The sequence below is a fragment of the Pseudaquabacterium terrae genome, assembly GCF_013266755.1.
Taxonomy (GTDB): Bacteria; Pseudomonadota; Gammaproteobacteria; order Burkholderiales; family Burkholderiaceae_C; genus Pseudaquabacterium; species Pseudaquabacterium terrae.
In genome coordinates this window covers 435,334-460,980 of the sequence record NZ_JABRWJ010000004.1, presented here as the reverse complement: position 1 = coordinate 460,980, position 25,647 = coordinate 435,334, and the positions used below count along the sequence as shown (strand labels likewise).

Genomic DNA, 25,647 nt, shown 5'->3' with positions numbered 1-25,647 from the left:
GGCTTCAGAAGCTGTACTGGCTCCGGATCTGAACGATCCGCTGCTGCATCGGGCTCACTGGCCCGGGATTGATGCGCTGGAAGTCGGCAAAGCCGCGGAAGACGGACACCGACTGGTGCTCGAAGCGCTGGCCGAGCAGCTGCAGCGAGATGGCCACGCGCCGGACGAAGGGCGAGTCGAGCATGCCGATCAGTTTCACGACTTCTCCTGGTTGTCGGCGGCAACGATGAGCATCATTGCAACGGCTTTCGCCGCTCGACCGAGTGCACCAGGCTCATTCGATCGATGTCGTCGATGGACATGATCGGGGCGTACATCAGATCGGTCGGATCATTCGTACGCTTCCAGCCGAGCTTCATTTCGCCGACGATGCGCATCAGCATCTTCTGCACTCGAAGTCCGACCACCTCCACCGGCGCCGGCGATCCGTCCTTGTCGTGCAGCAGCCGCGCCACCGACAGCACCGACGTGCGCGCCATCGGCGCATGGAACGAGTACTGGAAGCGGAAGTTCTGCGAACGGGCGTTGATGTCGCGGTCGGTCAGGACGATGAAGTAGGTGCGGACGGAGGTATCGGGCAGCCGCGCGGAGACCGGGCCGGCCAGTGCGATGTAGTCCTCGGCCGGGTACTGATGGGTGCCGGCGAATGGCTCGATGGCGCCCGACGGCACCCCGGTGGAAGACTTCACCCACAGCCCGGTGTCCTTCGTCAGCGCCCGGGCGATGTTCGCGGCGATCTGCTCGGGCACGCCGTCGGTCGGCAGCACGTACAGCGCGATCTTGTCGACGGAACTCGACTGCGGAGGCCATTGTTGGGCGGGGACGGCGCTCGCGGCGAAGGCGAGCGCAGCGGCGATGACATGACGGCGATCCATGGCCGCGGAGTATGCCCGCTAGGACCGGGTGAAGGTCGCCCCACTGTGGGGGCTTGGGAGAGCGCCCCACTCGAGGGTCAGCCGCGCCGAGCCGCCTCGATCGCAGCGATGTCGATCTTCTTCATCTGCATCATCGCTTCGAAGGCGCGCTTGGCGGCCGCGCGGTCAGGATCGGTGATCGCGGCCGTGAGGGCGCGTGGCGTGATCTGCCACGACAGGCCCCACTTGTCCTTGCACCAGCCGCACGCGCTTTCCTGCCCGCCGTTGCCGACGATCGCATTCCACAAGCGGTCGGTCTCGGCCTGGTCGTCGGTCGCGACCTGGAACGAGAAGGCCTCGTTGTGCTTGAAGGTCGGGCCGCCGTTCAGGCCGAGGCAGGGGATGCCTATCACCGTGAACTCGACGGTCAGCACATCGCCCTGCTTGCCGGAGGGATAGTCGCCGGGTGCGCGGTGGATCGCGCCCACCGCGCTGTTCGGAAACGTCTCGGCGTAGAACCGCGCGGCATCCTGGGCCGTGCCGTCGTACCAGAGGCAGATCGTGTTCTTGCTTGCCATTTCATTCTCCAATCCATGACAGGGGAAAGGCTCGGGGCAAGTTTCGTTCCGGGCCCTTCCCCACCGGAGGAGCAGGCGCTCAGACCACCGTGCGACCCCTGAGATCGAAGCGGTCCAGGTTCATCACCTTGACCCACGCGGCGACGAAGTCGCGCACGAAGTGCGCTTCGCCGTCACTGGAAGCGTACACCTCCGCCAGCGCGCGCAGCTGTGCGTTCGAGCCGAAGACCAGGTCGGCCAGCGTGGCGGTCCAGCGCAGCTCACTTGTCTTGCGATCGCGCCCCTCGAAGAGGCCGGGCACCGATTCCGAACGCTGCCATGCGGTGCGCATGTCCAGCAGGTTGACGAAGAAGTCCGGCGTCAGGCTGCCGGGGCGCCGCGTGAAGATGCCGTGCGGCGCGTGGCCGACGTTGGCGTCGAGCGCGCGCAGCCCGCCGACCAGCACTGTCATTTCCGGTGCGGTCAGCGTGAGCAGGCTGGCGCGGTCGATCAGCGCGGTGGCGGCACTCGCCTCGGTGTCCGCGCGGACATAACTGCGAAAACCATCGGCCGCCGGCTCCAGCACGCGGAATGAATCGGCGTCGGTCTGCTCCGCCGACGCATCCGTGCGCCCCGGCGTGAACGGCACCGTGATGTCGTGGCCCGCTAGGCGCGCGGCGGCCTCGACGGCGGCGCAGCCGCCCAGCACGATCAGGTCGGCCAGCGAGACTTTCTTGCCGCCCCGTTGCGAGGCATTGAATTGCTGCTGTACCGATTCGAGCTTCGCCAGCACCTGCGCCAACTCCGCCGGCTCGTTCGCCGCCCAGTCCTTCTGCGGCGCGAGACGGATGCGCGCGCCGTTGGCGCCGCCGCGCATGTCGGTGCCGCGGAAGGTGGATGCCGATGCCCAGGCGGTCTTGATCAGCTGCCGTGGCTCCACGCCGGCATCGAGCAGTCTCGCCTTGAGCGCGCCGATGTCGGCCTCGTCGATCAGCGCATGATCGACGGCCGGAATCGGGTCCTGCCAGATCAGGTCTTCCTTCGGCACCAGCGAGCCGAGATAGCGAACCTTCGGCCCCATGTCGCGATGCGTCAGCTTGAACCAGGCGCGCGAGAACGCGTCGGCGAAGGCTTGTGGGTCCTGCATGAAGCGGCGCGAGATCTTCTCGTAGATGGGATCGGTGCGCAGCGCCAGGTCGGCGGTGGTCATCATCGGCGCGTGGCGCTTGCCCGGCACATGCGCGTCGGGCACGGTGCCGGCGCCGCTGTCGCCCTTGGGCTTCCATTGCTGGGCGCCGGCGGGGCTCTTCGTCAGCTCCCATTCGTGGCCGAACAGGGTTTCGAAGTAGCCGTTGTCCCATTGGATCGGGTTCGGCGTCCAGGCACCCTCCAGTCCGCTGGTGATGGTGTGCGCGCCGATGCCGCTCTCGAACGCGCTCTTCCAGCCGAGGCCCAGCTCCTCGATGTTCGCGCCTTCGGGCTCGGCGCCGACGTGATGCGCCTCGCCCGCGCCATGGCACTTGCCGAAGGTGTGGCCGCCGGCGACCAGCGCGACGGTCTCCTCGTCGTCCATCGCCATGCGGGCGAAGGTCTCGCGGATGTCATGCGCCGAGCCGTGCGGATCGGGCTTGCCGTTGGGGCCTTCCGGGTTGACGTAGATCAGGCCCATCTGCACGGCGGCCAGCGGGTTCGCCAGCTCGCGTTCGCCGCTGTAGCGCTCGTCGCCGAGCCAGGTCGATTCGGGGCCCCAGTCGATCGGCTGCGGCTCCCAGATATCCTCGCGGCCACCGCCGAAGCCGAAGGTCTTGAAGCCCATCGACTCCAGCGCCACGTTGCCGGCCAGGATCATCAGGTCCGCCCACGACAGCTTGCGGCCGTACTTCTGCTTGATCGGCCAGAGCAGCCGGCGCGCCTTGTCGAGGTTGCCGTTGTCGGGCCAGCTGTTCAGCGGCGCGAAGCGCTGCTCGCCCGAGCGCGCACCACCGCGCCCGTCGAAGATGCGGTAGGTGCCCGCGGCATGCCACGCCATGCGGATGAAGAACGGGCCGTAGTGACCATAGTCGGCCGGCCACCAGTCCTGCGAATCGGTCATCAGGGCGTGCAGGTCGACGATCACGGCGTCGAGCTGCAGCGTCTGGAATTCGGCCGCGTAGTCGAAGTCCTCGACCATCGGGTCCGACAGCTCGGAGTGCTGGTTCAGCATGCCGAGATTCAACTGGTCCGGCCACCAATGGGCATTGGTGCGGGTCTGCTTCGGGCGGTGTGCGACCGGGCACTTCGATTCGTTACTCATGCTGCTGATCTCCTCTCGCGTTATGCGCTGGACTGAAGGCGGGGTGCCACCGAGCGCGTTGCCGCAAGCGTAGTGCGCGATCAGGGTTCTCAGTGCAGCAATTGGCAAATGGGCTCGATAGCCTTCGTCCATCGCGGCCTGCCATCGCTCGGCAGCAGCAGAGCTCAAAGCGTCACCGCACCCGCGTAGGATCGCGCGCTGATGACCTTCGCCCGCACCAAGATCCAGCCGCCGCGGCCCCGCGGCCGCGTGCTGCTGCCGCGACCGCGCATCGACGGCCCGCTGCGCGACGCACTGGCCACGCAGCGCCTGGTGCTGGTCAGCGCGCCCGCCGGCTACGGCAAGAGCGCGCTGATGGCGCAGCAGCTGCAGGACTGGCCGGCCGGCGTGGCGCTGGCCTGGGTGTCGGTCGATGCCGACGATGACCTGCCGCGGCTGCTGGAGTGCCTGGTGGCCGCGCTCGAGCCCCACGACTTGCCGTGGCGCACGGCCCCCGAGGCCCTGGTGGCCGGCGCGGGCGAAACGAGCGGCCGCGCGCGCTTCACCGTCGAGCTGATCAATGCGCTCGAAGCCGCCGACGTGCCGCATGGCGTGATCGTCATCGACGATCTGCACCGCAGCCACGACGAAGACGTGCACCGCTTCCTGGATGCCCTCATCGACCGGCTCGGTCCGCGCTGGACGGTGGCGATCCTGACGCGCCATGACCCGCCGCTGGCGCTGCCGCGCTGGCGCGCCGCCGGCGACCTGTCCGAATTCCGGCAGGACACGCTGCGCTGGACGCGTGAGGAGCTCGCCGCGTGGGTGGCTGCGGCCGGCGCGGCCCCAGAGCGGCTCGATGCGCTGCTCGCGCGCACCGAAGGCTGGGCTGCCGGCGTGCAGCTGGCGCTGCACGTCGACCGCAGCGGTGCTTCGATCGGCAGTGAACGGGCGTTCAACGACTTCCTGACCGAGGAGGTGATCGACACGCTCGATGCCGAGCTGCGCGACTTTCTGCTGCAGGCCTGCGTGCTGCCGGAGCTCACGGTGGCGCGCGCGGCCGCCGTCACCGGCCGGCCCGATGCCGCGCGCCTGCTCGACCGCGTCGAGGCGATGGGCCTGTTCGTCACCCCGCTCGAAGCCCAGGAGCGCACCCTCAAGCTGCACGACCTGTTTCGCGCCGCGCTCGAGCAACGCCTGACGCTGGAGCGGCCCGCTGCGCTGCCGCAGCTGCTGCGCCGGGCGGCGGCCGGCGAGACCGACCCGGTGCGTGCCATCACGCTGCTGCTGCGCGCCGGTGACGCGGCCGGTGCCGCGCAGGTGCTGCTGACCGCCACGCCGGCGTGGATCACCGCCGCTGCGCTGCCCACCGCGCGCGCGATGCTCGCCTTGTTCGATGCCACCACGCGTGACGACCTGGCGGCCTGGAATCTCTCGCAATGCCTGCTGGCCTGGGCGCAGGGGGACTTTGCGACGATGGACGCGTCGGCGCGGGCGGCCGAGGCGCTGGGCCAGCGCTCGGGCGACATCGAGGTCGCCGACATGGGGCTCGGCTACCGCGCGATCGCGCTCAACTTCCTGAGCCGCCGCGGCCTGCGCGAACTGGGCGTCGAGAACCTGCGCGCCCGCGCACCGGCACCGCACGTGGTGACCGGCGTGGCGCTGGCGTGGGCCGCCATCGACGAAGGGCGTTTCGACGAGGCCCGCCAGCGTTATGCGGTCACGCTGCAGCACCTGGAGCGCAGCAACGAGCCGCATCTGTGGTACCAGGGCAACCTCGGCACCGTCGGCGTGCACATCCCGGGCATGGGCCCGCTGCTCGAGCGCTGGATCGACGGTGCCTTGCGCGTCAGCGGCGAGCAGCCGTTGACACTGAAGGCGATGGCGCTGATCACACGCGGCTGGCATCGCCTGATCGTGCAGGGTGACATCGCCGGTGCACGCGACGCGCTCGGCGCCACGCGGCAGGAGCTGCGCTGGCTGGCCGAGCCGACCGCCGTGAATGCGCTGGCCTCCGTGCTGCAGCTGCAGATCGAAGCCGCCAGCGGCGACGCCGTCGCCACGCGCGAGGCCATGCAGCAGTTGCTGCAAGGGCCGTCGACAGGCCAGGGCCACCGCGCGCGATGGATCGTCGCGAACTACATCGCCGGCTGCGCCGCCGCGGTCGCCGACGCCGATGCGCTGCGCGAGCAACTCGCGGTGCTGGAGTCGACGCCCGTCGACAGCGCGCTGCCCGGCCTGCACAACATCGTGATTGACATCGCCCGGGGCCACGCCGCGTGGCTGCGTGGCGACGCCGAGGCCGCCATCACCTCGTGGCAGCGTGCCGTGGCCGATGACACCGGCTTGATCCGCACGCGCCTCGATGCGCCGACGCGGCTGTTCCTCGCCGCCGCGTGCCTGCGCGCCGGCCGCCTGCGTGAGGCGGCTGCACCGCTGGCCGGATTGCACGCGCGGGCGCTGCGGGGCGCTGCCGGCTCGACGCTGTTCGCGCGGCCGGTGGCCGCGCTACTGGGCGCGCACGATTGGCGCGGGCAGCTCGATGAGGCCGACCGAGGCGAGCTCGAAGGCTGGCTGCGCCGTCTGGCCGCTGTCGCGCCGCCCACAGAACCGAGTGCCGGCACGCCAGTGAGCAGTGCAGCCAGCGTCCTGAGCAGCCGCGAGCTCGAGGTGCTGGAGCGCGTGGCCGCGGGCGACAGCAACAAGCTGATCGCCCGCGCGCTCGACCTGAGCCCGCACACGGTCAAGCGTCACGTCGCGAACATCCTCGACAAACTGACGCTCGCGTCACGCGGGCAGGCCGCGGCGTGGTACCGCGCGAACGCGTGAGCAGCGTTGCCGCGTTCCTCGGCATCCTGATGCTCGACACGCGCTTCCCGCGGCCGGTCGGCGACATCGGGAACCCGCAGACCTGGCAGCGCGCCGGCATCCCGGTGCGCTTCGTCACCGTGGCGGGCGCGTCGCCACAGCGCATCGTGAAGGACGCCGATCCGGCCCTGCTGCAACCCTTCGTCGATGCCGCGCAAGCGCTGGCGCGCGACGGCGCCGCGATGCTGTCGACGAGCTGCGGCTTCCTGGCCTCGTACCAGGACCTGCTGTCAGACGCGGTCGCCGTGCCGGTGATCACGTCCAGCCTGCTGCAGGCCGCGCACTTTCCTCGGCCGGGCATCGTCACGATCGATGCGGCATCGTTGACGCCCGCGCTGCTCGATGCGGCGCGCGTTCCGGCCGGCACGCCGGTGCAAGGGGTCGAGCCGGGCTGCGAGTTCCAGCGCCGCATCCTGTCGAACGACAGCGTGCTCGACGTTCAGCAGGCCGAGCAGGACGTGGTCACCGCGGCGCGGCAGCTCGTCGCGCGGCATCCACAGCTGACGCACATCGTGCTCGAATGCACCAACATGCCGCCGTACCGCGCGGCGGTGGCACGCGCGACCGGGCGCCCGGTGCACGACATCGAGACCTTGCTGCTCGATGCGTGGGCAGCGCTGTAGCACCGGCCTCCGTCCGCCATGGCCGCGTCTTTCGAACGCTAGATCGTCGCCAATGCCTGCGCCAGGTCCTCGCGCAGGTCCACGACGTCCTCGATGCCGACCGACAGCCGCACCAGCGCATCGCCGATGCCGAGCTGCGCACGGGTCTCCGGCGGGATCGTGGCGTGGGTCATGATGGCAGGGTGCTCGATCAGGCTTTCGACGCCACCCAGGCTCTCGGCCAGCGTGAAGACCTGCACCGCTTCGAGAAAACGCTTCGCGCCGGCGAGGTCGGTGCGCAGGTCCATCGAGATCATGCCGCCGTAACCACCACCGGTGGCGTGCATCTGCGCTTTCGCCAACGCATGCTGCGGATGCGACGGCAGCCCGGGGTAGTGCACGCGCGCCACCTGCGGCTGGCGCTCCAGCCATGACGCCAGGTCGAGTGCATTGCGGTTGTGGCGCTCGATGCGCAGCGCCAGCGTCTTCAATCCGCGCAGCGCGAGGAAGCTGTCGAAAGGCCCGGCGATCGCGCCGACGGCGTTCTGCAAAAAGCCCAGGCGCTCGCGGATCGGCTGCAGCCGGTCGTCGCGGCCGACGATCGCGACGCCGCCGATGACGTCCGAATGGCCATTGAGGTACTTGGTCGCCGAGTGCACGACGATGTCGAAGCCGAGCTCCAGCGGGCGCTGGTTGAAGGGGCTCGCGAAGGTGTTGTCGGCCACCGAGATCAGATCGTGCGCGCGGGCAACCTCGGCCAGCGCGCGCAGGTCGGCCAGCTTCAGCAGCGGATTGGTCGGCGTCTCGACCCACAGCAGCCTGGTCTGCGGCGTGATCGCCGCGCGCAGGTTCTCCGGCTGCCCCATGTCGACGTAGCTGAAGCTCAGGCCGGCGCTGTGGCGGCGCACCTTGTCGAAGAGGCGGAAGCTGCCGCCGTACAGGTCGTCGCCGCAGACCACGTGCGCGCCGGCCGGCAGCAGCTCCAGCACCGTGGCGCTGGCGGCCATGCCCGAGGCGAAGGCGAAGGCCGCCGCGCCGCCTTCGAGGTCGGCGACGTTGCGTTCCCAGGCCCAGCGCGTCGGGTTGTGGCTGCGGCCGTAGTCCAGGCCCTGGTGCACGCCGGGGCTCGACTGCCGATAGGTCGAGGTGGCGTAGATCGGCGGCATCACGGCGCCTGTCGACGGGTCGGGCGACTGGCCGGCGTGGATCGCGCGCGTGGCGAAGCGGTGCTTGGAATCGGTGCTCATGGAAGGCCTTCGGGTGAGGGTCAGGTCAGCGTGCGCCGCAGGTGGTTCAGCAGGTCGAAGCGCGTGATCAGGCCGTGAAAGCCGCGCTCGTCGGCGACGATCGCGACGAGGCCGCTGTCGAGCACCGCTTCGAGCTCGCGCAGCGTCGCGGCGGGCTTCAGCGTCTGCGGCTTCTTGGTCATCGCCTGGCGCACGGGATCGCGGAAGTGGGCCGCGGCGTCGTGCACCTTGAGCAACAGATCGCTCTCGTCGATCACGCCGGCGAGCTGGCCGCCCTCGAGCACCGGCAGCTGCGAGATGTCGGCCTGGCGCATTCGTTGAAACGCTGTCAGCAGCGTGTCGTCGGGGCCGACGCTGACGACGCTGCCGTCCTCGGCGCGGCGCGAGACGATGTCGCGCAGGTCGCCGTAATGTTTGCGTTCGAGCAGGCCCTGGTCGACCATCCAGGCGTCGTTGTAGACCTTGCTCAGGTAGCGCGTGCCGGTGTCGACGACGAAGCTGACGACGCGCTTGGGCGTCGTCTGCTCGCGGCAATACCGCAGCGCCGCGGCCAGCAGCGTCCCGGTGGACGAGCCGCCGAGCAGCCCCTCGCGCTTGAGCAGCTGGCGCGCGGTGTCGAAGCTCTCGGCATCGTCGATCGAATAGGCGCGCTTGACGCCGGTCAGGTCGGCGATGCTGGGGATGAAATCTTCGCCGATGCCTTCGACGGCCCACGAGCCGGCCTCGCCGTGTTTTCCGGTGCGAACCACGTCGCAGAGGATCGAGCCGGTGGGATCGGCGAGCACGAATTCGAGCTTCGGCTGCACCTGGCGGAAGAAGCGCGTCAGCCCGGTCAGCGTGCCGCCGGAGCCGACGCCGACCGAGATCGCATCGATGTCGTGGCCCATCTGCTGCCACAGCTCGGGCGCCGTGCCGGTCTCGTGCGCCAACGGATTCGCGGGATTGTTGAACTGGTCGGCGAAGAAGGCGCCGGGGATATCGCGGGTCAGGCGCGCGGCCAGGTCCTGGTAGTAGTCGGGGTGGCCCTTGCCGACGTCGCTGCGGGTGATGTGCACCTCGGCGCCCAGCGCCTTCAGGTGCAGCACCTTCTCGGCCGACATCTTGTCCGGCACGACGAGCACGACACGGTAACCCTTGGCGCGCGCCACCAGCGCGAGCCCGAGGCCGGTGTTGCCGGCGGTGGCCTCGACGACGGTGCCGCCTTCGCTGAGCCGCCCGTCGCGCTCGGCGGCCTCGATCATCGCCAGGCCGATGCGGTCCTTGATCGAGCCGCCGGGATTCTGCGATTCGAGCTTCAGGTAGAGCTCGCAGCTGCCGGTGTCGAAACGCGTGATGCGAACCAGCGGCGTGTTGCCGATCAGGTCGAGCACAGCGGGGCGGTTGGTGGCCATGGATTCCCCTGTTTTCGAAACGACAGGCCGCGGGATCGCCGAAGGCCTGCCTTGGGGGAGCAACGGTACCACCACCCGCGGCGGGTGGACCGAACTCAGGCTGCCAGCGCCAAACGCAGCGGCTGGCGCGCGCGGAAGGCCCACTTCGGCCCCAGCCGCAGCGCTTCCAGCGTCATCGAGGTGGCTTCGGCAAAGAACATCGAGTCGTCGAGGCCGAGGCGTTCGAAGGCGCGGCGCAGGCGCGCCGAGCGCTTGCGCAAGTCACCCTCGGCGCCCTGCGCATCGGCGCGTGCCTGGCCGAAGAACGAGGCCGCCTGGCGCGCCGCGTCGAGCGCGGCGGCCGACAGCGCCGGAATCGCGCGCGGCGCGGCGAGCCGGGCTTGCGTGATGAACGGATTGCGGCCGACCACCAGGCCCCAGGGGCGCAGGCCTTCGGCCGGGTCGACCGACAAGGCTTCGAGCCGCGTCAGCCCGAACACGCGCGCCAGTTGCAGGCGGATCGCCAGCCACGGATCGCTGCGGCGGACCTGCTCGATCGCCGTCGTCGCATCCTCGTCGCTGTGCGGCACCGGCAGCACCAGCGAATCGAGCAGCTCGCGCGCCGGCGCATCGCCTTGCGCGGCCGCCAGGTGCAGCCAGTGGATCGCCTGCTCGGATTCGGGCAGCGCGGTGGCTTCGCGCAGCAGCAGCGCGCCGAGCTTGCGCTGCGCCTCGGCCTGACCGCGGGTCGCGGCCTTCTCGAGGAAGAAACGCGCCATCTGCGGATTGGCCACCGACAGGCGATGGTCGGCATGCAGGCGGTACAGGTGCAGCCAGGCCTCGTCCTGGCCGGCATCGGCGGCGCGCAGCAGGAAGGCGGCGCCGCGGCGCATGTTCTGGTGGTCGGCGAAAACTTCCGGACCGAACGCGGCGCAGTCGATGCCGCACAGGCCGCGGCCGAGTGCATACGCGGCGACGCGGTCGTTCTGCATCGCGCGCTGCTCCAGGCTGTCCAGCAGCGCCTGCGGCGCGATGCCGTCGAGCGGATGCTGCTCGGCCTCGGCGCGCTTGACCGCCTCGACCACCAGCGCCGCCAACTCGCCGGCCCGCGCGGCATCGTCACCCTCGCCGGCCAGCGCGAACGCGGTATTCAGGCAACGCGCGAGCTGCGCGAGCGGCGCGGTGGCCAGCGCGTGGCGCGCGGCGAGCAAGGCCACCGCGGGCAATTGCAGATCGGCCGCGTCGGCCGAGCGTTGCCACGGCGACGGGTCGCTGCCATCACGCAGCGCGTGCCAGGCGGCGAGCCTGGATTGCGCCAGCGCACTGCCCGCCTGCGCCGCGCGTTCCAGCGCCGGCTCCAGCTGCTGCAGCAGCAGCTCGGCCAGCGGCAGGCTCTCGGCAATGATGCGAGCGGCTGCCGGGTCGTCGCGTTGCAGGTACTCCAGCCCGCTGGCGACGTGGCGCGGAAAACCGTCGGCCCCCAGCAGGTAGCGGCGGCCGACTTCGCGGCGCGCGGCGGCGTCGCCCTGGCGGGCCAAGGCGAGCAATTGAATGTCCTGACGACGCATGCGTCACTCCTGTCGTTCGTGTGGCGGGTGCGGCACGTCCGGGACGCCGAATGCACAGCCGTGCTGGCATCGGGACCCCGAAAGAGCGCTTGCGTCGAACGATAAGAAGCTAGGGTTTACGCGAAGGTGGCGGTCACATGACGGCGCCGTCATCTGCGCGTCAGTGCAGCGCCATGATGCTAATTCTCAAAGGGCGCGTCAACGAAGAAAGGGGCCGCGCCCGGTGCGGACGCGGCCCCTTTTCGGGAGAGTGCTTCGAGCGGGTGCTTAGAAGCTGTGGCGCAGGCCGAAGTCGACGCCGGTGGAGTCCTTGCCGTTGTTCGGGCTCGGCAGTGCCGGGCCGCCGGAGACGACGAAGGTCGCGCCGGCCTTGTTGTTGACGCGCGCCACCGTGGTGTACAGGGCGGTGCGCTTCGACAGGTTGTAGACGTAGCCGAGCGCGATCTGGTTGGCGTCGTTGTTCTCGGTGTTGGCGCCGGCGGCGGTGCGGCCCGACGCATCGGCACGGATGTACGACGCGCGCAGGATGCCCTGGCCCAGCGGCACCTGCACGCCGATGTTCGCCACCTGCATCTCGAGGTTCGCGAACTCGGCCTGGCTGACGTAGCCGGTGAGCTTGGCGACGCCGAAGTCGTACGAGCCGCCGAGCACGACGAACTTGTACTTGTCCTCGCCGGCGCTCGGCGTCACCGTCGTCTGGCCATAAGCGAGCGACACGTCCAGCGGACCGGCGCCATAGGCGACACGGCCGCCCATGTACTTCTTGCCGGCCACCTTCTCGCTCGGCGCGAACGACACCTGCGCGCGGAAGCCGCCGAGGTTGCCCGGCGTGAAGTAGCTGACCTCGTTGTCCGAGCGCGTCGCGGTGTCGGCGTTGGTGCCGAGCACCGAGTTGAACTTGCCGGCATCGGCGACGCCGTTGGTGCCGAAGACGTCGTAGTCGGCGAAGCCGGTGTAGGTCGGCGTGAAGTCGCGGCCGAGGCGCAGCTCGCCGAAGCCGCCGGAGAGGCTGACGGTCGAGCGGCGATTCCAGAAGCGCGCTGCATCGGACTGCGTGCCGGTGTCGACGTTGAAACCGTGTTCGAGCCAGAACCCGGCCTTCAGGCCGCCGCCCAGGTCCTCGACGCCGCGAAAGCCCAGCCGGCTGCTGTTCAGGCCGTTGCCGCTGAGCGAACGCAAGGTGTTGTCGCCGTTCTTGACGTGGCGGGCGGCGACGTCGACGACGCCGAACAGCGTGACGTTGGATTGGGCGCTGGCCGCGACGGCGGCGGTGGCGAGCAGAGCGAAAGCTGCGATGTGCTTCATGACTTTCCTGTGGGAGGTTGATGCGTGCATGTCCATCTCCGGACAGACTGCAGCGTAGGAAGCACGCGCCGGGCTGTCGCCCGCGGCGTCGCAACCGGTGCGTCGGTGCTCGCACCCCTCCCCCGGATTCGGCATGGCGTGTGTCGCCGATGCCGCACGCTCAAAAAATCTACAGACCCAGCGTCTGCTCGACTTCGCGGCTGCGCGGCGCGGCTTCGGCCGCCGCGGCGTCACCGGTGCGCGGCGGCCCCGGGAACCACAGGCCGAAGACCGTGCGCTGGCCGACGCCGCTGGTCACCGTGGCGCGGCCGCCGTGCAGGTCCATGATCGACTTGACGATCGCCAGGCCCAGGCCCGAGCCGGTGGCCGAGCCTTCGCGCGAGGGGTCGATGCGGTACAGGCGCTCGAAGATGCGCGCCTGTTCGTTCGCTTCGATCGGCGGGCCCTCGTTGCAGACCTCGACCAGGCAGGCGCCGTCGTCGTACGGCGTGGCCGACAGGCGCACGTCGCTGCCCGGCGTCGCATGGCGCAGCGCATTGGTCATCAGATTGCCCAAGGCGCGGATCAGCAGCGTCTTGTCGGCCCACACGCGCGTCGGCGTGGTCGGCGCGCAATGCAGCTCGCAGGCCATCGTGATGCCGCGCTCGTCGGCCAGCGGCTCGAAGTAGTCGCGCACGCGCTCGGAGGCCTGGCGCAGCTCGATCCATTCGCACTGCAGCGAGGCGCGCGCATCCTCGGCCCGGGCGATGAACAGCATGTTCTCGATCAGGCGCGAGATGCGTTCGTAGTCCTCGACCGCCGACTCGAGCACCGCGCGGTATTCCTCGGCGCTGCGCGGCTTCGACAGCGTGACCTGCGCCTCGCCGAGCAGGTTGTTGATCGGCGTGCGCAGGTCGTGCGCGAGGTCCGACGAGAACTCCGACAGGCGCTTGAACGCGCCCTCCAGCCGGTCGAGCATGCGGTTGAACGCGAGCCCCGACTCCTGCAGCTCGCGCGGCGCGTCGTCCAGCGGCAGGCGCTCGTGCAGCGCACGGGCGCTGATGCGGCTGGCCGCCGTGCCGAGCCGGCGCGCCGCGATCACGATGCGCTGCGCGATCAGCATGCCGAGCACGCTGGCCGCGATGACGCTGGCAACCAGCGCACCGAAGAACACCTTCCAGCCCAGCAGCACCGCATCACGCGTCTGCGTCACCTCCAGCGCCAGCGCCACGCGCAGCGGCCCGAGGGCAGCGCGGGCGTGGCCTTCGGGCACCGGCACCTCGGCCACCAGCAGGCGGTACATGCGGCCATCGGGCGTCGTCCAGACCTGCGTCAGCGGGCCGTACAGCTGCTGCAGCCAGCGCAGCTTGCCGTGCGTGATGCCGGGCGGGATCTCGTTGGTCGACAGCGCGCTCTTCGGCAGCACGTCCAGCGGCACGTCGAACCAGTCGGAGGCGGCGATCAGCCGATGCCGGTCGTCGAGCAACGCGACGTGCAGGCTGCCCAGCTGGGTCTCGATGCGGTTGACGAGGCGCTGCGCGACACGATCGGTGTCGTACTGCGCCACCGCCAGGTCCTCGTGCAGGAAGGCCAGGTTGGCGAGCATCAGCACCTCGCCGCCTTCGCGCAGCTGCTCGCGCGTCATGCGCATCACCGCGTAGCCGCAGCCGGCGACCAGCAGCACCGAGATCAGCGTGATCGCGAGGCCGATCTGCGCGGTCATCGAGCTGCGCAGCGCATGCACCCGACGGTGCAGCCAGGGAATCATCGGAAAACCTCCGTGCTGCGCACTGCGGTGCGAGCCCCCTTCGGAGCGGCCGGGCGGGGGCTCATCCCCATTCCCCACTGCCACTGTCGCCCTCGGCGCCGCCGCGCGCCTCGAACAGGTAACCGACGCCGCGCACGGTGTGGATCAGCTTCTGCTCGAACGGATCGTCGAGCTTGGCGCGCAGCCGCCGCACCGCGACGTCGACGACGTTGGTATCGCTGTCGAAATGCATGTCCCAGACGTGCTCGGCGATCAGCGTGCGCGAAACGACCTCGCCGGCATGGCGGACGAAGTAGTCGAGCAGCGCGTATTCCTTGGCCGTCAGCTCGACGCGCTGGCCGGCGCGGCTGACGCGGCGGCGCACGACATCGATGCGCAGGTCGGCGATCTGCACCACCGGATCGACCTTCGCCGCGCCGCGGCGCAGGATCGTGCGGATGCGCGCCAGCAGCTCGGAGAACGCGAAGGGCTTGACGAGGTAGTCGTCGGCGCCGAGCTCGAGGCCCTTGACGCGGTCGGCCACCTCGTCGCGCGCGCTGATGAAGAACACCGGCGTGTCGCGCTGCTGGCGCAGCGCCTGCAGCACCGTCCAGCCGTCGGCGCCGGGCAGCATCACGTCGAGCAGCACCAGGTCGTAGGTGCCGGTGGTCGCCAGGTGCAGCCCGTCGAGGCCATTGCCGGCCACGTCGACGACGAAAGCGTGCTCGGTCAGGCCCTTCTTGATGTAGGCCGCGGTCTTCGGTTCATCCTCGACGATCAGCACGCGCATGGCATGAATGATAGGGGGGCAGGGAAATCCCGGATGACGGATTTGTAATCCGGCCGAAAGCCTCCTGCCGGCGGCAACTTTCTATCGTTCGCTCCATCACCTCAAAGGAGCGACACATGAAGCGGATGACGATCACCCCCCAAGCCACGCTGCTGATGCTGGCCCTCGCTGCGGCAACCCAGGTCCAGGCCCAGGATGCCAACGCGCCAAGGACGCGGCAGCAGGTGCAGGCCGAAGTGCTGCAGGCCCAGCGCAACGGCGAGCTGCCGACCGCTGGCGAGTTCGGTCTGGCGCAAAAGAATTCGCAGCCGGGCTTCAGCAGCGTCACGCGCAGCCAGGTGCAGGCCGAGGTCGCACGTGCCGTGCGCAGCGGCACGCTGGTGGCTGCCGGCGAGTTCGGCCACCGGGCCGACCAGCCGGCCGCGCCGCTGGCCGCCACCGCCGTCGCGAAGACGCGGGCGCAGGTCAAGGCCGAGTTTGCCGAGGCCGTGCGCAGCGGTGACGTGGTGGTCGCCGGCGAAACCGGGCTGACCCGGCGTGAAGCGGCGCCGCTGGCCTACCGCGGCGTCGAGCCGGTGTCGACGACGGTGGCGCGCCGCGCGAACTGAGCGTCGCATGACGACCTGCTGCCGGCGCGATAGCCGCGTCGGCGGCCCGGCACGCCGGCTTGGCGGGATACTGCGCAGCTCTTCCATGGAGCGCTCGCAATGTCCCGCTGGACCTTCTACACCGCCCCGGCCACCTGCGCGCTGGCCACCCACATCACGCTGCACGAGGCCGGCGCCGACTTCACGCTGGCCAAGCTCGACTTCGGCGCGCAGCAGCAGCAAAGCGCCGAGTACCTGAAGCTGAACCCGAAGGGGCGCGTGCCGGCGCTGGTCACCGAGGACGGCGTGCTGACCGAGACGCCGGCACTGCTGGCCTTCATCGCCCAGCGCTTCCCCGAGGCCCGACTCGCGCCGCTGGACGATCCGTTCCGCTTCGCGCAGATGCAGGAGTTCAACAGCTACCTCGCCTCGACGATGCACGTGGCCCATGCGCACAAGCGGCGCGGCGCGCGCTGGGTCGACGACGCCGCGGCGATCGAGGCGATGCAGCGCAAGGTACCGCAGACGATGCGCGCCTGCGCCGAGCTGATCGAGCGCCGGCTCGACGGCCCGTGGGTTCTGGGCGAGCGCTACAGCGCCGCCGACGCCTACCTGTACACGATCGCCGGCTGGCTCGAAGGCGACGGCGTCGACACCTCGACCTTGCCGCGGCTGCTGGCGCACCGCGCACGCATGAACGAGCGGCCGGCGGTGAAGAAGGCGCTGGCCGAGTTGCCGAACTGATGTCAGCCCCCAGCTCACTTGGTTCGCGGCCCCTGGGATCCGAAGGATCCCTTGCGGGATCCCTGGGCGCTCAGTCGGCTTGGAAACGGCCCGGCGCCGACTGAGGCGACGATGCCCGCTGCCGCGGGACGCTCACTTTGGCCGCTGGCGCTGCTGGCCGGCGCGCTGCCGCTCGTCGCCACGCTGATCGCCTTGCGGCTGTCGGTGGCGCTGGGCCTGGTGCCCGACTGCAATCCGTTCATCGACGGCTGCACGTCGATCAGCCGTGCCGCGCGGCACGGGCTGCCGAACATCCTGTTCCGCGCACTGCTGCTGCCGGCGGCGGTGCTGCAGGCGCTGGTCTGGATGGCCTGCCCGCAGTGGCTGCGCGGCATCGGCGGCGGCCCCGAGCGCGCGCTGCGCACGTTGCCGGCGCTGGGCATCGCGGCCGGCGTCTTCCTCGTGCTGTACGGCAGCTTCCTCGGCACCGAGGGCGAGGGCTACCGCTGGATGCGCCGCTACGGCATCGCCTTCTACTTCGGGTTCACCTGCATCGGCATGCTGATCGTCAGCGACCAGATGCATCGCCGCCTGCACGGCGTGCCGCTGCAGCGCCGCATCAGCCGCAGCCTCGTCACGCTGTGCGCCCTGCTGCCGCTGCTCGGCCTCGCGCACCTGCTGCTGCCGCTGGCGTGGAGCGGCCCGGACGTCAAGGACGCGGTCGAGAACATCACCGAGTGGTGGGCCGGCGCGATCTTCACGGCGTTCTTCTTCGTGCTAGCGTGGGCCTGGCGCGGCACGCGGTTCAGGGTGCGGATCGGCGGCGGCGAGTAGGCGAGATCACACACTGCGACTGAATGCCCATGGAAATCCAACCCAAGACGCTCGGCATCCCGCTACGTCGCAATGCTCGTTGGGGTTTCGTACTGGCTGCCGCCTGTGCCTGTGTTGCAGCCGCGTCTTGGGCTTTCAATCCAGCGATCGGATTGGTATTGGCCGTGTCTTGTGCGGTGGTACTTCCTGCTCTCTGGCCGTTCCTCTTTCCGCCGCATCTTCTGCGCAACAGGCTCCCTCGCCTTCTTGCCTATGTATTGATGGTTGGCTACCTGGCTCTCGCCAAGGTGGCCATCATTCCCTTCTTCGTCAGGCTCCTTCATGCGAGCACAGCAGCCTGAAACCCAATTGACCAAGGAACCGACATGGAACTGAGCGCCGCACGCGTTTTCGTCCGGGACATCGTTGCCGCCAAGCGCTTCTATGGGCAGATCCTGGGTCTGCCCATCAAGGCGGACGGTGCTCAGCACGGCTACTGCGTTTTCGAGTCCGGAAGCGCAGACCTTGTCGTCGAGTCCGTGGCCGACGACGCGCCTGAAGAAGACAGGGCCCTTGTCGGGCGCTTCACAGGCCTGTCGTTCAAGGTTCAAGACGCATCCGCGAAGCACCAGGAGCTGCTGGCCCTCGGTGTCCGCTTCACCGGCGCCCCTGAAAAGCAGTTCTGGGGCGGCGTGCTTGCAACCTTCCAGGACCCCTGCGGGAACGGTCTGCAAATCGTCGAGCTCCCGGCCGCGGCCTGACCCATCGGCGGTCAACCGGACTCCCCAGGCGATCTTCGCCCCATCAGCAAAACCGCTAGCCCACCGCCTTGCGCATGAACACGCTGTTCGGATCCTCGGCGTAATCGCCGAATGGCCCGCAGCGTTCATAACCGGCGCGTGCATACAGCCCCAGCGCATCGTCCTGCAGGTAGCCGGTTTCCAGCGTGAACAGCCGGCAGCCGCGCTGCATCGCCTCGGCCTCGAGAAAGGCGAGCAGCGCCTTGGCCAGGCCTTTGCCGCGCTGCTGCGGGTCGACGAACATGCGCTTGAGCTCGCCGTAGTCGCGCTCGAGCGCGATCCCGCCGCAACCGACGGCGCGGCCGGTGTCGTCGCGCACGACGGCGAACAACACGTTCGGCTGCGACAGCGCGTTCAGGTCGATGCCGTGGTGCGACTCCGCCGGATACAGCGGCTTCTGGTAGGCGTCGAGGGCTTCGATGAGGGCCAGCACGTCGGGCTGGCCGGGGGCTTCGAGGATGATCGGCATGGTGGCGGCCATTTTCGCCGGGCGACGTAAGCTCGCGGTTTTGTTTCGTGATCACGAGGGACCCGCCTTGACCCGCCTGCGCGTGCTGCCGGCCACCTTGCTCGCCACCTTGCTCGTCTGCGGACCGTCGTTCGCCGCCACGCCCGTGCCGGCCACGGCCACCGAGGCCGCACGCCACCCCGCCGCCCGCGCGCTGCCCGCGCTCTTCGCCGACGAGTGGGAACGCAGCCTGCGCGACAGCCCGGAAACCGCCAGCTACCAGGGCGACACGCGTTATGACGACCGCTGGACCGACTTCAGCCCCGCGGCGATCGCCGCGCGCGCGGCCGCCGACCGCGCGGCGCTGCAGCGGCTGCGCGGCATCGATCGCGCCGCGCTGGCGCCGGCCGACCAGCTGCACCACGACAGCTTCGAATGGCTGCTGCGCCATGCGGTCGAGCGCCAGCCCTTCCGCGAATACCTGCAGCCGATCAGCCACCGCGGCGGCGTGCAGACGGCGGATGTCATCGCCGAAACCATGCCGTTCGCGACGGCCGCGCACTACCGGCAATGGCTGGCGCGCATCGCCGCGATGCCCCGGCTGATCGACCAGACGATCGCGCTGATGCGCGAAGGCGTCGCGGCCGGCGAGCTGCCGCCGCGCGTGCTGATGAACCGCGTGCCGGCGCAGATCGCCGCGCAGATCGTCGACGACCCGGCGAAGAGCCCGTTCTACCGCCCATTCACGCGCATCGGCCCGGCGATTGCCGCGGCCGAGCGCGCCGCGCTGCAGGCCGAAGCGCAGGCGCTGATCCGCGCGCAGCTGGTGCCGGCCTACCGCCGCCTCGCGCGCCACTTCGAGACCGAGTACCTGCCGCGCACGCGCGCGACGGTCGCCGTCTCCGCCCTGCCCGCCGGCCGTGCGTACTACGACTTCCTCGCCCGCTACTACACCAGCACGCCGCTCGGCGCCGACGAGATCCACGCCATCGGCCTGAAGGAAGTGGCGCGGCTGCGCGCGGCGATGGAGGCACTGAAGACCGAGACCGGCTTTCGCGGCACGCTGGCCGAGTTCTTCACCTTCCTGCGCACCGATGCGCGCTTCTTCCATCGCTCGGGCCCCGAGCTGCTGAACGCGTACCGCGCGCTCGCCAAGCGCATCGATCCGGAGCTGGTCAAGGTGTTTCGTCTGCAGCCGCGGCTGCCCTATGGCGTGCGGCCGATTCCCGACAACCTCGCGCCGGACACCACCACCGCCTACTACCAGGCCGGCGCGGCCGACGGCTCGCGCCCGGGCTACTACTACGTCAATCTCTACAAGCCCGAGACGCGGCCGACCTGGGAGATGCTGCCGCTGTCATTGCACGAGGCGGTGCCGGGCCATCACTTCCAGTTCGCGCGCGGCCTCGAGCTGCCCGATGCGCCGACCTTCCGCCGCACCGCGTACTTCGTCGCCTATGCCGAAGGCTGGGGTCTGTATGCCGAGCAGCTCGGCCACGAGATGGGCCTGTACGACGACCCCTACGACCGCTTCGGCCAACTGACCTACGAGATGTGGCGCGCCGTGAGGCTGGTGATCGACACCGGCCTGCATGCCCGCGGCTGGACGCGTGAGCAGGCGCTCGCCTATTTCCGCGACAACGCGCCGAAGACCGAGCAGGACATCGTCAACGAGGTCGACCGCTACATCGACAACCCCGGCCAGGCGCTGGCCTACAAGATCGGCCAGCTGAAGATCCTGGCACTGCGCCAGCGCGCCCAGGCCGCACTGGGCCCGCGCTTCGACCTGCGCGACTTCAACGATGCGGTGCTGGCGACCGGCTCGGTGCCGCTGTCGGCGCTCGAAGCGCATGTCGAGCGCTGGATCGCGGCACAACAACGTCAGTGAGCCTGGGGAACCCGCGGCACCGGCGCGCAATCCATCCAGGATCACTCCAAGGACCGCAGACCACCATGATGACCCCCGACTACGCCGCCAAGGAACCCGCCCGCACCGAGGTCGACGCGCTGCCGGGCGCCACCTTGCTGGAATTCGGCGCCCCCTGGTGCGGCATCTGCCGCGGCATCCAGCCGGCGCTGGCCAATGCGATGAAGGCCCATCCCGGCCTGCGCCATCTGAAGATCGAGGATGGCCCGGGCCGGCCGCTCGGCCGCTCCTACAACATCAAGCTGTGGCCGACCTTGATCCTGCTGCGTGACGGCCTCGAGCGCGAGCGCCTGATCCGGCCGCGCGACCTGGCGTCGATCTCTCAGGCGCTGCAACGGTTGACCGCCGCCACCGTGTAGGCGCGATGGGCACGGCGCTTGCCGGGCGTACGATCTGCCGTTCACGCCGAGGAGCCGTCATGCTCAACACCCATCGCGCGATTGCCAACCTGGCCGTTCATGACATCGACCATGCGCGGCGCTTCTACGAAGGCGTGCTCGGCCTGCAGCCGGTCGACAGCGAAGGCGACGAGCTCGTCAGCTACCGCAGCGGCGACACGGTGGTCAACGTCTACCGTTCGAAATACGCGGGCACGAACCAGGCCACCGCGGTGACCTGGGTCGTCGGCGACGCGCTCGACGACGAGGTCGCGGCGCTGAAGGCCAAGGGCGTGCGCTTCGAGCACTACGACATGCCCGGGCTCGAACGCCAGGGCGACATCTACGGCGGCGGCGACATGCGCGTCGCGTGGTTCAAGGATCCCGATGGCAACATCCTCAATCTCGTCACGGGTTGACATGCAGGGCCGCGAACTGCGCCGCGATTTCGACGACGCCGGCAAGCTGGTACTGCGCCTGACGGTCGGCGTGCTGGTGCTGCTGCACGGCATCGCGAAAGTGCGCCACGGCCTGGGCGGCATGCCGGGCATGCTGCAACAGGCCGGCCTGCCGGGCGTGCTGGCCTATGGCGCCTACATCGGCGAGGTGCTGGCGCCGCTGCTGATGATCGCCGGCGCGTGGACGCGGGTGTCCGCGCTGCTGGTAGCGATCAACATGCTGTTCGCGATCGGCCTCGCGCACGCGCACCAGATCTTCACCCTCGGTCCGCAGGGCGGCTGGGCGATCGAGCTGCAGGGCCTGATGCTGTTCGGCGCGGTCGCCGTCGCGCTGCTGGGCGCGGGGCGCTTCAGCATCGGGCGGTTGATGCGCGGCGACGGCGTGGTCGACTGATCAGCCGAGCACCCGCGGCAGCAGTTGCACCAGCGCGCCGGTCAGCGCGCCCTGCGCTGCCACGTAGAGCCAGAACAGCGCCACGTTGTCACGCGTGGCAACCGGACCCGGTGCGCCCTGCCCGCGCCACCAGCGCGCCAGCAGGTAGCCGGCCATCACCAGCAGCAGCGCTGCATGAAAGCCCTGCCAGCCGAGCAGCGCTGCGACCGTCGCGCTCCAGGCGTTGCTGCGCGGCTCGAGGCCGGCAGCCTGATGGCCGAGCAGGTCGAGCGCGAAGGCGGCCAGCGCGGCCAAGCATCCGATAACAATCGAAAGACTCGGCCAGACCAGCGAGCGGCGCCGCAGCATGTCGACCGGCCGGCGCCAGCCGAGCACGATCGCCGCGGCCGACACCCCCCACAGCGCGGCGGCCGCCCACGCCCATCCGGAGCCCGGCAGCCGCGCGCCGGGCGGCGGGCAGACCTCGGCGCGCATCGCGACATGCAGATGCGCGAAGGCCAGCGACGCGAAGATCGTCGCATCGACCAGCAGCACCAGCCAGGTCGCCCACCACGAGTGCGACGCCGCGCCGCGCGCGCCCACCGGCAGCATCACGTCGCGCGCGACGCGCACCTGCGCGCCGGCCGGCGCCCGGTCGGTGTCCCACAGCCAGCGCAGCGTCGCGGCGACCGCGACCACGCCGCACAGGCTCGCGGTGATCACCCATTGCACCGTCAGCAGCAGGAAGAAGCCGGCTGTGCCGACGGCCGCGATGAACGGCCACCAGCTGTCGCCGGTCAGCACCAGCAGGTGCTGCGGCAGCGCGCGCCGCCAGTGCGTGACCAGCGCCTCGCGGCCGCCGGTCGCGGTGCCGGGCAACCAATGCCGGCCGGCCTCGACCTCGCTTTTGAGCGCCGGCCGCTGCCACAGCGGCTCGCGAGCGCTCACCTGCGGGATGCTGCGCATGCCGTAGTCCTCCGACGGCAGCCACTCCAGCGTGCCGCCCTGCCACGGGTCGCCGTGCGGCTGCTCCGGCTTGCGCCAGGTGTGCGCGGCCTCGATGAAGAACAGCAGCACGCCCGCCGCGAAGACGAAGGCGCCGATCGTCGACGCCAGGTTCCAGCCGGCCCAGCCGAAACCGGCGTCATAGGTGGCGATGCGCCGCGGCATGCCGAGCAGACCGACGACGTGCAGCGGGAAGAACGCCGCGTGGAAACCGAAGAACATCAGCGCGCAGGACCAGCGCAGCATCCGCTCGTTCAGCGCATGGCCGTTGATCAGCGGACCCCAGTGCACCAAGGCCGCGAAGACCGGGAAGACCATGCCGCCGATCAGCACGTAATGCAGGTGCGCGACGACGAAATGCGTGTCGTGCGCCTGGCGATCGAAGGGCAGCACCGCGAGCATCACGCCGGTCAGGCCGCCGGCGACGAAGGTCAGCAGGAAGGCGATCAGGTACGGCATCGCGCCGTTCAGACGCGGGCGGCCGCGCCACAGCGTCGCCAGCCACGCGAAGACCTGCACGCCGGTCGGCACGGCAATGGCGAGGCTGGCGGCCGAGACCCACAGCAGCGCCGCGCCGCTTAAGCCCGCGGTGAACATGTGATGCGCCCACAGCGCGAAGCTCAACACGCCCACCGCCACCAGCGCCCACACCACCGCGCGGTAAGCGACCAGCGGCGTGCGGCTCAAGGCCGGGATCATCATCGACACCAGCCCGGCCGCCGGCAGGAAGATGATGTAGACCTCCGGGTGGCCGAAGAACCAGAACAGGTGCTGCCACAGCAGCGGATCGCCGCCGCGCGCGGCCGTGAAGATCGGCCAGTCGAACGCACGCTCGAGCTCCAGCAGCAAGGTGCCGGCGATCACCGCCGGGAACGCGAACAGGATCATCGCGCCGACGACCAGCATCGCCCAGCCGAACACCGGCATGCGGCCGAGCGTCATGCCCGGTGCCCGCGTCATCAGGATGCCGATCAGCAGCTCGATCGCGCCGGCGATCGCCGAGATCTCGATGAAGCCGATGCCGAGCAGCCAGAAGTCGGCGCCCAAGCCCGGCGAGTGTTCGCCGCTGGTCAACGGCGGATTCATGAACCAGCCGCCGTCCGGCGCGACCCCGAAGAACAGCGTGCAGAAGAAGGCCAGCCCGCCGACCGCATAGGCCCAATAGGCGTAGGCCGACAGGCGCGGAAACGGCAGGTCGCGCGCGCCGAGCATGCCGGGCAGCAGGTAGACGGCGATCGCCTCGACCACCGGCACGGCGAACAGGAACATCATCACCGTGCCGTGCATCGTGAAGAGCTGGTTGTAGAGCGCGGGCGACACCAGCGCCTGCCCCGGCCACGCGAGTTGCGCGCGCATCACCAGCGCCAGCACGCCGGCGAGCACGAAGAACAGCAATGCGGTGGCGATGTAGTAGAGACCGACCTGGGTGTTGTTGACAGCGGTCAACCGGCGCCAGCCGCGCGGGCGCTGCCAGGCGCGCTCGAGCGCCGGCAGCTCGTCGGGCGGACGCGGCAGCGCGTTCGGCAGCGTGGGATCGTCGATGGGCAGGGCATCGATGCCGGGTGGGCGCTGGGGCGCATTCACTGCAAACGCTCCAGGAACGCGGCCAAGGCGTCGAGCTCGCCCGCACTCAACCGGTCGCCATACGAGGGCATGCGCACCCCCGGTTTCCACTGCTGCGGGTCAGCAATCCACGCGGCCAGCGCGGCCCGGTCCAGCGGCCGCGCGCCGGCGCCGATCGTCAGCCGCGAGCCGACATGCGTCAGGTCCGGCGCGGTGATCGACGGCGACTCGGTGAGCCCGCGCAGCGCATGGCAGCTGTTGCAGCGCTGCTGCATGAAGAGCCGCCAGCCCTGCTGCGCCAGCGTTTCGTCGGCCACGGCGGCCGGCCGCGCCTGCGCGGCGAGCCAGCGTGCGTAGTCGTCCGGCGCGTGCGCCACCAGCACCAGCCCCATGCGCGCATGCTGCTCGCCGCAGAACTCGGCGCAGCGGCCCTGCCAGCGGCCGGGCCGGTCGGCCTGCAGCCGCAGCTGCAGCACGCGGCCCGGGATCGCGTCGACCTTGCCCGCCAGCGACGGCAGCCACAGCGCGTGGATCACGTCGGCGCTGGCCAGTCCGATCGTCACCGGCCGGCCAGCGGGAATGTGCAGCTCGTTGGCCAGCGTGACATCGATGCCGCGCGCCGGGTCGCGATGCTGCACCTGCCACCACCACAGGTGCGCGGTCACGGTGATCACCGGCTCGTCGGCCGTGCGCAGCGGATTCCACGCGCGCTCGCGCGCCGTCGCGTAGGCGAACAGCGCCAGCATCGTCAGCGCCGGAAACGCGAGCCCGCCGCCGATCACCCAGCGGCGCACCAGGCGCCGCTCGTCGTGCTGCTCGCCCGCGGCGCGCCGGCGCAGCAGCGCCCAGGCCAGCAGCGCGCCGACCAGCATCAGCACCAGCGCGCTGCCGACGATCAGCACCCAGCCGGTCTCGGCACCGGCCGCCGCGGCCGGGCCGGCAGGCCGCAGCACCGATTCGATCGTCATCGCAATGTCGCCAGGTAGGCCACGATGTCGCGCGCATCGGTGGCCGACACGCCGAGGTTCGGCATCGGCGTGTCGGGTGCCAGCGCCTGCGGCTCGGCGATCCAGCTCGCCAGCCGCGCCGGCTCGTTCGGCCAGCGGCCGGCGATGTAGCTGCGGCGCGCGTACGACGCGAGGTCCGGCCCGGCGAGCCCGCGCGCCGCCGGCACGCCGGGCACCGCATGGCAGTGGCCACAGTGGTAGCGCGCGACGAGCAGCCGGCCGCGCTCGGCGTCGCCGCGGGCCGCGTCAAGCGTGCCGCGCTCGCCGCAGCCGGCAAGGCTGAACGCGACCAGCAGCAGCAGCGGGAGGCCGAATCGGAACACGGCGAGACCTTTCGCAGGGATGTCGCGCTGCCAGCCCGGCAAGCGGCGGGCCGGCTGTTTGCTGCAACGCCGATGAGGACACCC

At 70.2% G+C, this 25,647-nt stretch carries 24 protein-coding genes and 1 pseudogene; 11 read left to right on the top strand and 14 right to left on the bottom strand.

Features of this window, described 5'->3' with window-relative positions:
* Positions 1–49: 49 nt before the first annotated feature.
* From HLB44_RS14760 to katG, 4 genes and pseudogenes are all read right to left on the bottom strand, one after another.
* Positions 50–199, bottom strand: a pseudogene (locus tag HLB44_RS14760) (glutathione S-transferase N-terminal domain-containing protein); the annotation flags it as partial.
* Between the two features lie 34 nt (positions 200–233).
* On the bottom strand, positions 234–767 hold the full coding sequence (locus HLB44_RS14755; RefSeq protein ID WP_173123733.1) for a hypothetical protein: 534 nt from the start codon (positions 765–767) through the stop codon (positions 234–236).
* Between the two features lie 185 nt (positions 768–952).
* The gene (locus tag HLB44_RS14750; RefSeq protein ID WP_173123731.1) at positions 953–1,432 is read right to left on the bottom strand and encodes a VOC family protein; all 480 of its coding nucleotides are present in this window, start codon (positions 1,430–1,432) and stop codon (positions 953–955) included.
* A gap of 79 nt (positions 1,433–1,511) precedes the next feature.
* Positions 1,512–3,704, bottom strand: a complete 2,193-nt coding sequence (katG, locus tag HLB44_RS14745; RefSeq protein ID WP_173123729.1) for a catalase/peroxidase HPI — start codon at positions 3,702–3,704, stop codon at positions 1,512–1,514.
* A 201-nt stretch (positions 3,705–3,905) separates the two neighbouring features.
* Between katG and HLB44_RS14740 the strand changes: the two genes are divergently transcribed.
* The gene (locus tag HLB44_RS14740) at positions 3,906–6,512 is read left to right on the top strand and encodes a winged helix-turn-helix domain-containing protein (protein WP_173123727.1); all 2,607 of its coding nucleotides are present in this window, start codon (positions 3,906–3,908) and stop codon (positions 6,510–6,512) included.
* Positions 6,509–7,174 carry an aspartate/glutamate racemase family protein gene (locus HLB44_RS14735; RefSeq protein ID WP_343051332.1) on the top strand — a complete coding sequence of 222 codons (666 nt, stop codon included), beginning with the start codon at positions 6,509–6,511 and terminating at the stop codon, positions 7,172–7,174. The genes HLB44_RS14740 and HLB44_RS14735 overlap by 4 nt, the downstream gene beginning before the upstream one ends.
* Positions 7,175–7,212: 38 nt before the next feature.
* On the opposite strand, the gene HLB44_RS14730 is transcribed toward HLB44_RS14735, so the two are convergent.
* The 6 genes from HLB44_RS14730 to HLB44_RS14705 all read right to left on the bottom strand — a co-directional run bounded on the left by HLB44_RS14730 (position 7,213) and on the right by HLB44_RS14705 (position 15,159).
* Complete coding sequence (locus HLB44_RS14730) at positions 7,213–8,400, bottom strand: trans-sulfuration enzyme family protein (RefSeq protein ID WP_173123725.1); 1,188 nt, start codon at positions 8,398–8,400, stop codon at positions 7,213–7,215.
* 20 nt (positions 8,401–8,420) lie between these two features.
* Positions 8,421–9,791, bottom strand: coding sequence for a pyridoxal-phosphate dependent enzyme (locus HLB44_RS14725; RefSeq protein ID WP_173123723.1), 1,371 nt, complete (start codon positions 9,789–9,791; stop codon positions 8,421–8,423).
* A 95-nt stretch (positions 9,792–9,886) separates the two neighbouring features.
* Positions 9,887–11,338, bottom strand: a complete 1,452-nt coding sequence (locus tag HLB44_RS14720) for a hypothetical protein (protein ID WP_173123721.1) — start codon at positions 11,336–11,338, stop codon at positions 9,887–9,889.
* Positions 11,339–11,605: 267 nt separating this feature from the next.
* On the bottom strand, positions 11,606–12,643 hold the full coding sequence (locus tag HLB44_RS14715; protein WP_246312262.1) for a porin: 1,038 nt from the start codon (positions 12,641–12,643) through the stop codon (positions 11,606–11,608).
* A 169-nt stretch (positions 12,644–12,812) separates the two neighbouring features.
* On the bottom strand, positions 12,813–14,390 hold the full coding sequence (locus HLB44_RS14710) for a heavy metal sensor histidine kinase (RefSeq protein ID WP_173123717.1): 1,578 nt from the start codon (positions 14,388–14,390) through the stop codon (positions 12,813–12,815).
* A 61-nt stretch (positions 14,391–14,451) separates the two neighbouring features.
* Positions 14,452–15,159 (bottom strand): heavy metal response regulator transcription factor, encoded by a 708-nt coding sequence (locus HLB44_RS14705; protein WP_173123715.1) that lies wholly within the window; start codon positions 15,157–15,159, stop codon positions 14,452–14,454.
* A 116-nt stretch (positions 15,160–15,275) separates the two neighbouring features.
* Here HLB44_RS14705 and HLB44_RS14700 point away from each other — a divergent pair, with 116 nt between their 5' ends.
* The 5 genes from HLB44_RS14700 (at position 15,276) to HLB44_RS14680 (ending at position 18,043) form a co-directional block, all read left to right on the top strand.
* The gene (locus HLB44_RS14700) at positions 15,276–15,767 is read left to right on the top strand and encodes a DUF4148 domain-containing protein (RefSeq protein WP_173123713.1); all 492 of its coding nucleotides are present in this window, start codon (positions 15,276–15,278) and stop codon (positions 15,765–15,767) included.
* Between the two features lie 99 nt (positions 15,768–15,866).
* Complete coding sequence (locus HLB44_RS14695) at positions 15,867–16,490, top strand: glutathione S-transferase family protein (RefSeq protein WP_173123711.1); 624 nt, start codon at positions 15,867–15,869, stop codon at positions 16,488–16,490.
* Positions 16,491–16,601: 111 nt separating this feature from the next.
* Positions 16,602–17,303 carry a hypothetical protein gene (locus tag HLB44_RS14690; protein WP_173123709.1) on the top strand — a complete coding sequence of 234 codons (702 nt, stop codon included), beginning with the start codon at positions 16,602–16,604 and terminating at the stop codon, positions 17,301–17,303.
* Between the two features lie 29 nt (positions 17,304–17,332).
* Positions 17,333–17,644, top strand: a complete 312-nt coding sequence (locus HLB44_RS14685; protein ID WP_173123707.1) for a hypothetical protein — start codon at positions 17,333–17,335, stop codon at positions 17,642–17,644.
* Positions 17,645–17,668: 24 nt separating this feature from the next.
* Positions 17,669–18,043, top strand: a complete 375-nt coding sequence (locus HLB44_RS14680) for a VOC family protein (protein ID WP_173123704.1) — start codon at positions 17,669–17,671, stop codon at positions 18,041–18,043.
* 55 nt (positions 18,044–18,098) lie between these two features.
* Here the strand turns inward: HLB44_RS14680 and HLB44_RS14675 are convergent, their stop codons facing one another.
* Positions 18,099–18,551, bottom strand: a complete 453-nt coding sequence (locus HLB44_RS14675; protein ID WP_173123701.1) for a GNAT family N-acetyltransferase — start codon at positions 18,549–18,551, stop codon at positions 18,099–18,101.
* Positions 18,552–18,618: 67 nt separating this feature from the next.
* On the opposite strand from HLB44_RS14675, the gene HLB44_RS14670 reads away from it, so the two are divergent.
* The 4 genes from HLB44_RS14670 (at position 18,619) to HLB44_RS14655 (ending at position 21,686) form a co-directional block, all read left to right on the top strand.
* Entirely contained in the window at positions 18,619–20,418 is a 1,800-nt protein-coding gene (locus HLB44_RS14670) for a DUF885 domain-containing protein (RefSeq protein ID WP_217283660.1), read from the top strand.
* A gap of 68 nt (positions 20,419–20,486) precedes the next feature.
* Positions 20,487–20,816 (top strand): thioredoxin family protein, encoded by a 330-nt coding sequence (locus HLB44_RS14665; protein ID WP_173124257.1) that lies wholly within the window; start codon positions 20,487–20,489, stop codon positions 20,814–20,816.
* Positions 20,817–20,875: 59 nt separating this feature from the next.
* Positions 20,876–21,253 carry a VOC family protein gene (locus HLB44_RS14660; RefSeq protein ID WP_173123698.1) on the top strand — a complete coding sequence of 126 codons (378 nt, stop codon included), beginning with the start codon at positions 20,876–20,878 and terminating at the stop codon, positions 21,251–21,253.
* Between the two features lies 1 nt (position 21,254).
* Positions 21,255–21,686, top strand: a complete 432-nt coding sequence (locus HLB44_RS14655) for a DoxX family protein (protein ID WP_246312261.1) — start codon at positions 21,255–21,257, stop codon at positions 21,684–21,686.
* On the opposite strand, the gene HLB44_RS14650 is transcribed toward HLB44_RS14655, so the two are convergent.
* Genes HLB44_RS14650 through HLB44_RS14640 form a run of 3 tightly spaced genes read right to left on the bottom strand, consistent with a single transcriptional unit; the run spans position 21,687 to position 25,563 of the window.
* A complete protein-coding gene (locus tag HLB44_RS14650; protein ID WP_343051331.1) occupies positions 21,687–24,254 on the bottom strand; it encodes a cbb3-type cytochrome c oxidase subunit I in 2,568 nt (855 codons plus the stop codon).
* The gene (locus HLB44_RS14645) at positions 24,251–25,201 is read right to left on the bottom strand and encodes a cytochrome c oxidase subunit II (RefSeq protein ID WP_173123694.1); all 951 of its coding nucleotides are present in this window, start codon (positions 25,199–25,201) and stop codon (positions 24,251–24,253) included. The genes HLB44_RS14650 and HLB44_RS14645 overlap by 4 nt, the downstream gene beginning before the upstream one ends.
* Positions 25,198–25,563 (bottom strand): c-type cytochrome, encoded by a 366-nt coding sequence (locus tag HLB44_RS14640; RefSeq protein ID WP_343051330.1) that lies wholly within the window; start codon positions 25,561–25,563, stop codon positions 25,198–25,200. The genes HLB44_RS14645 and HLB44_RS14640 overlap by 4 nt, the downstream gene beginning before the upstream one ends.
* Positions 25,564–25,647: the final 84 nt, after the last annotated feature.

Coding starts and splice junctions, on each gene's coding strand:
- HLB44_RS14685 (WP_173123707.1), top strand. CDS start 17,333: ATGGAAATCCAACCCAAGACGCTCGGCATCCCGCTACGTCGCAATGCT.
- HLB44_RS14655 (WP_246312261.1), top strand. CDS start 21,255: ATGCAGGGCCGCGAACTGCGCCGCGATTTCGACGACGCCGGCAAGCTG.
- HLB44_RS14740 (WP_173123727.1), top strand. CDS start 3,906: ATGACCTTCGCCCGCACCAAGATCCAGCCGCCGCGGCCCCGCGGCCGC.
- HLB44_RS14675 (WP_173123701.1), bottom strand. CDS start 18,551: ATGCCGATCATCCTCGAAGCCCCCGGCCAGCCCGACGTGCTGGCCCTC.
- HLB44_RS14680 (WP_173123704.1), top strand. CDS start 17,669: ATGGAACTGAGCGCCGCACGCGTTTTCGTCCGGGACATCGTTGCCGCC.
- katG (WP_173123729.1), bottom strand. CDS start 3,704: ATGAGTAACGAATCGAAGTGCCCGGTCGCACACCGCCCGAAGCAGACC.
- HLB44_RS14665 (WP_173124257.1), top strand. CDS start 20,487: ATGACCCCCGACTACGCCGCCAAGGAACCCGCCCGCACCGAGGTCGAC.
- HLB44_RS14710 (WP_173123717.1), bottom strand. CDS start 14,390: ATGATTCCCTGGCTGCACCGTCGGGTGCATGCGCTGCGCAGCTCGATG.
- HLB44_RS14645 (WP_173123694.1), bottom strand. CDS start 25,201: ATGACGATCGAATCGGTGCTGCGGCCTGCCGGCCCGGCCGCGGCGGCC.
- HLB44_RS14700 (WP_173123713.1), top strand. CDS start 15,276: ATGAAGCGGATGACGATCACCCCCCAAGCCACGCTGCTGATGCTGGCC.
- HLB44_RS14705 (WP_173123715.1), bottom strand. CDS start 15,159: ATGCGCGTGCTGATCGTCGAGGATGAACCGAAGACCGCGGCCTACATC.
- HLB44_RS14725 (WP_173123723.1), bottom strand. CDS start 9,791: ATGGCCACCAACCGCCCCGCTGTGCTCGACCTGATCGGCAACACGCCG.
- HLB44_RS14715 (WP_246312262.1), bottom strand. CDS start 12,643: ATGAAGCACATCGCAGCTTTCGCTCTGCTCGCCACCGCCGCCGTCGCG.
- HLB44_RS14750 (WP_173123731.1), bottom strand. CDS start 1,432: ATGGCAAGCAAGAACACGATCTGCCTCTGGTACGACGGCACGGCCCAG.
- HLB44_RS14660 (WP_173123698.1), top strand. CDS start 20,876: ATGCTCAACACCCATCGCGCGATTGCCAACCTGGCCGTTCATGACATC.
- HLB44_RS14730 (WP_173123725.1), bottom strand. CDS start 8,400: ATGAGCACCGATTCCAAGCACCGCTTCGCCACGCGCGCGATCCACGCC.
- HLB44_RS14720 (WP_173123721.1), bottom strand. CDS start 11,338: ATGCGTCGTCAGGACATTCAATTGCTCGCCTTGGCCCGCCAGGGCGAC.
- HLB44_RS14695 (WP_173123711.1), top strand. CDS start 15,867: ATGTCCCGCTGGACCTTCTACACCGCCCCGGCCACCTGCGCGCTGGCC.
- HLB44_RS14690 (WP_173123709.1), top strand. CDS start 16,602: ATGCCCGCTGCCGCGGGACGCTCACTTTGGCCGCTGGCGCTGCTGGCC.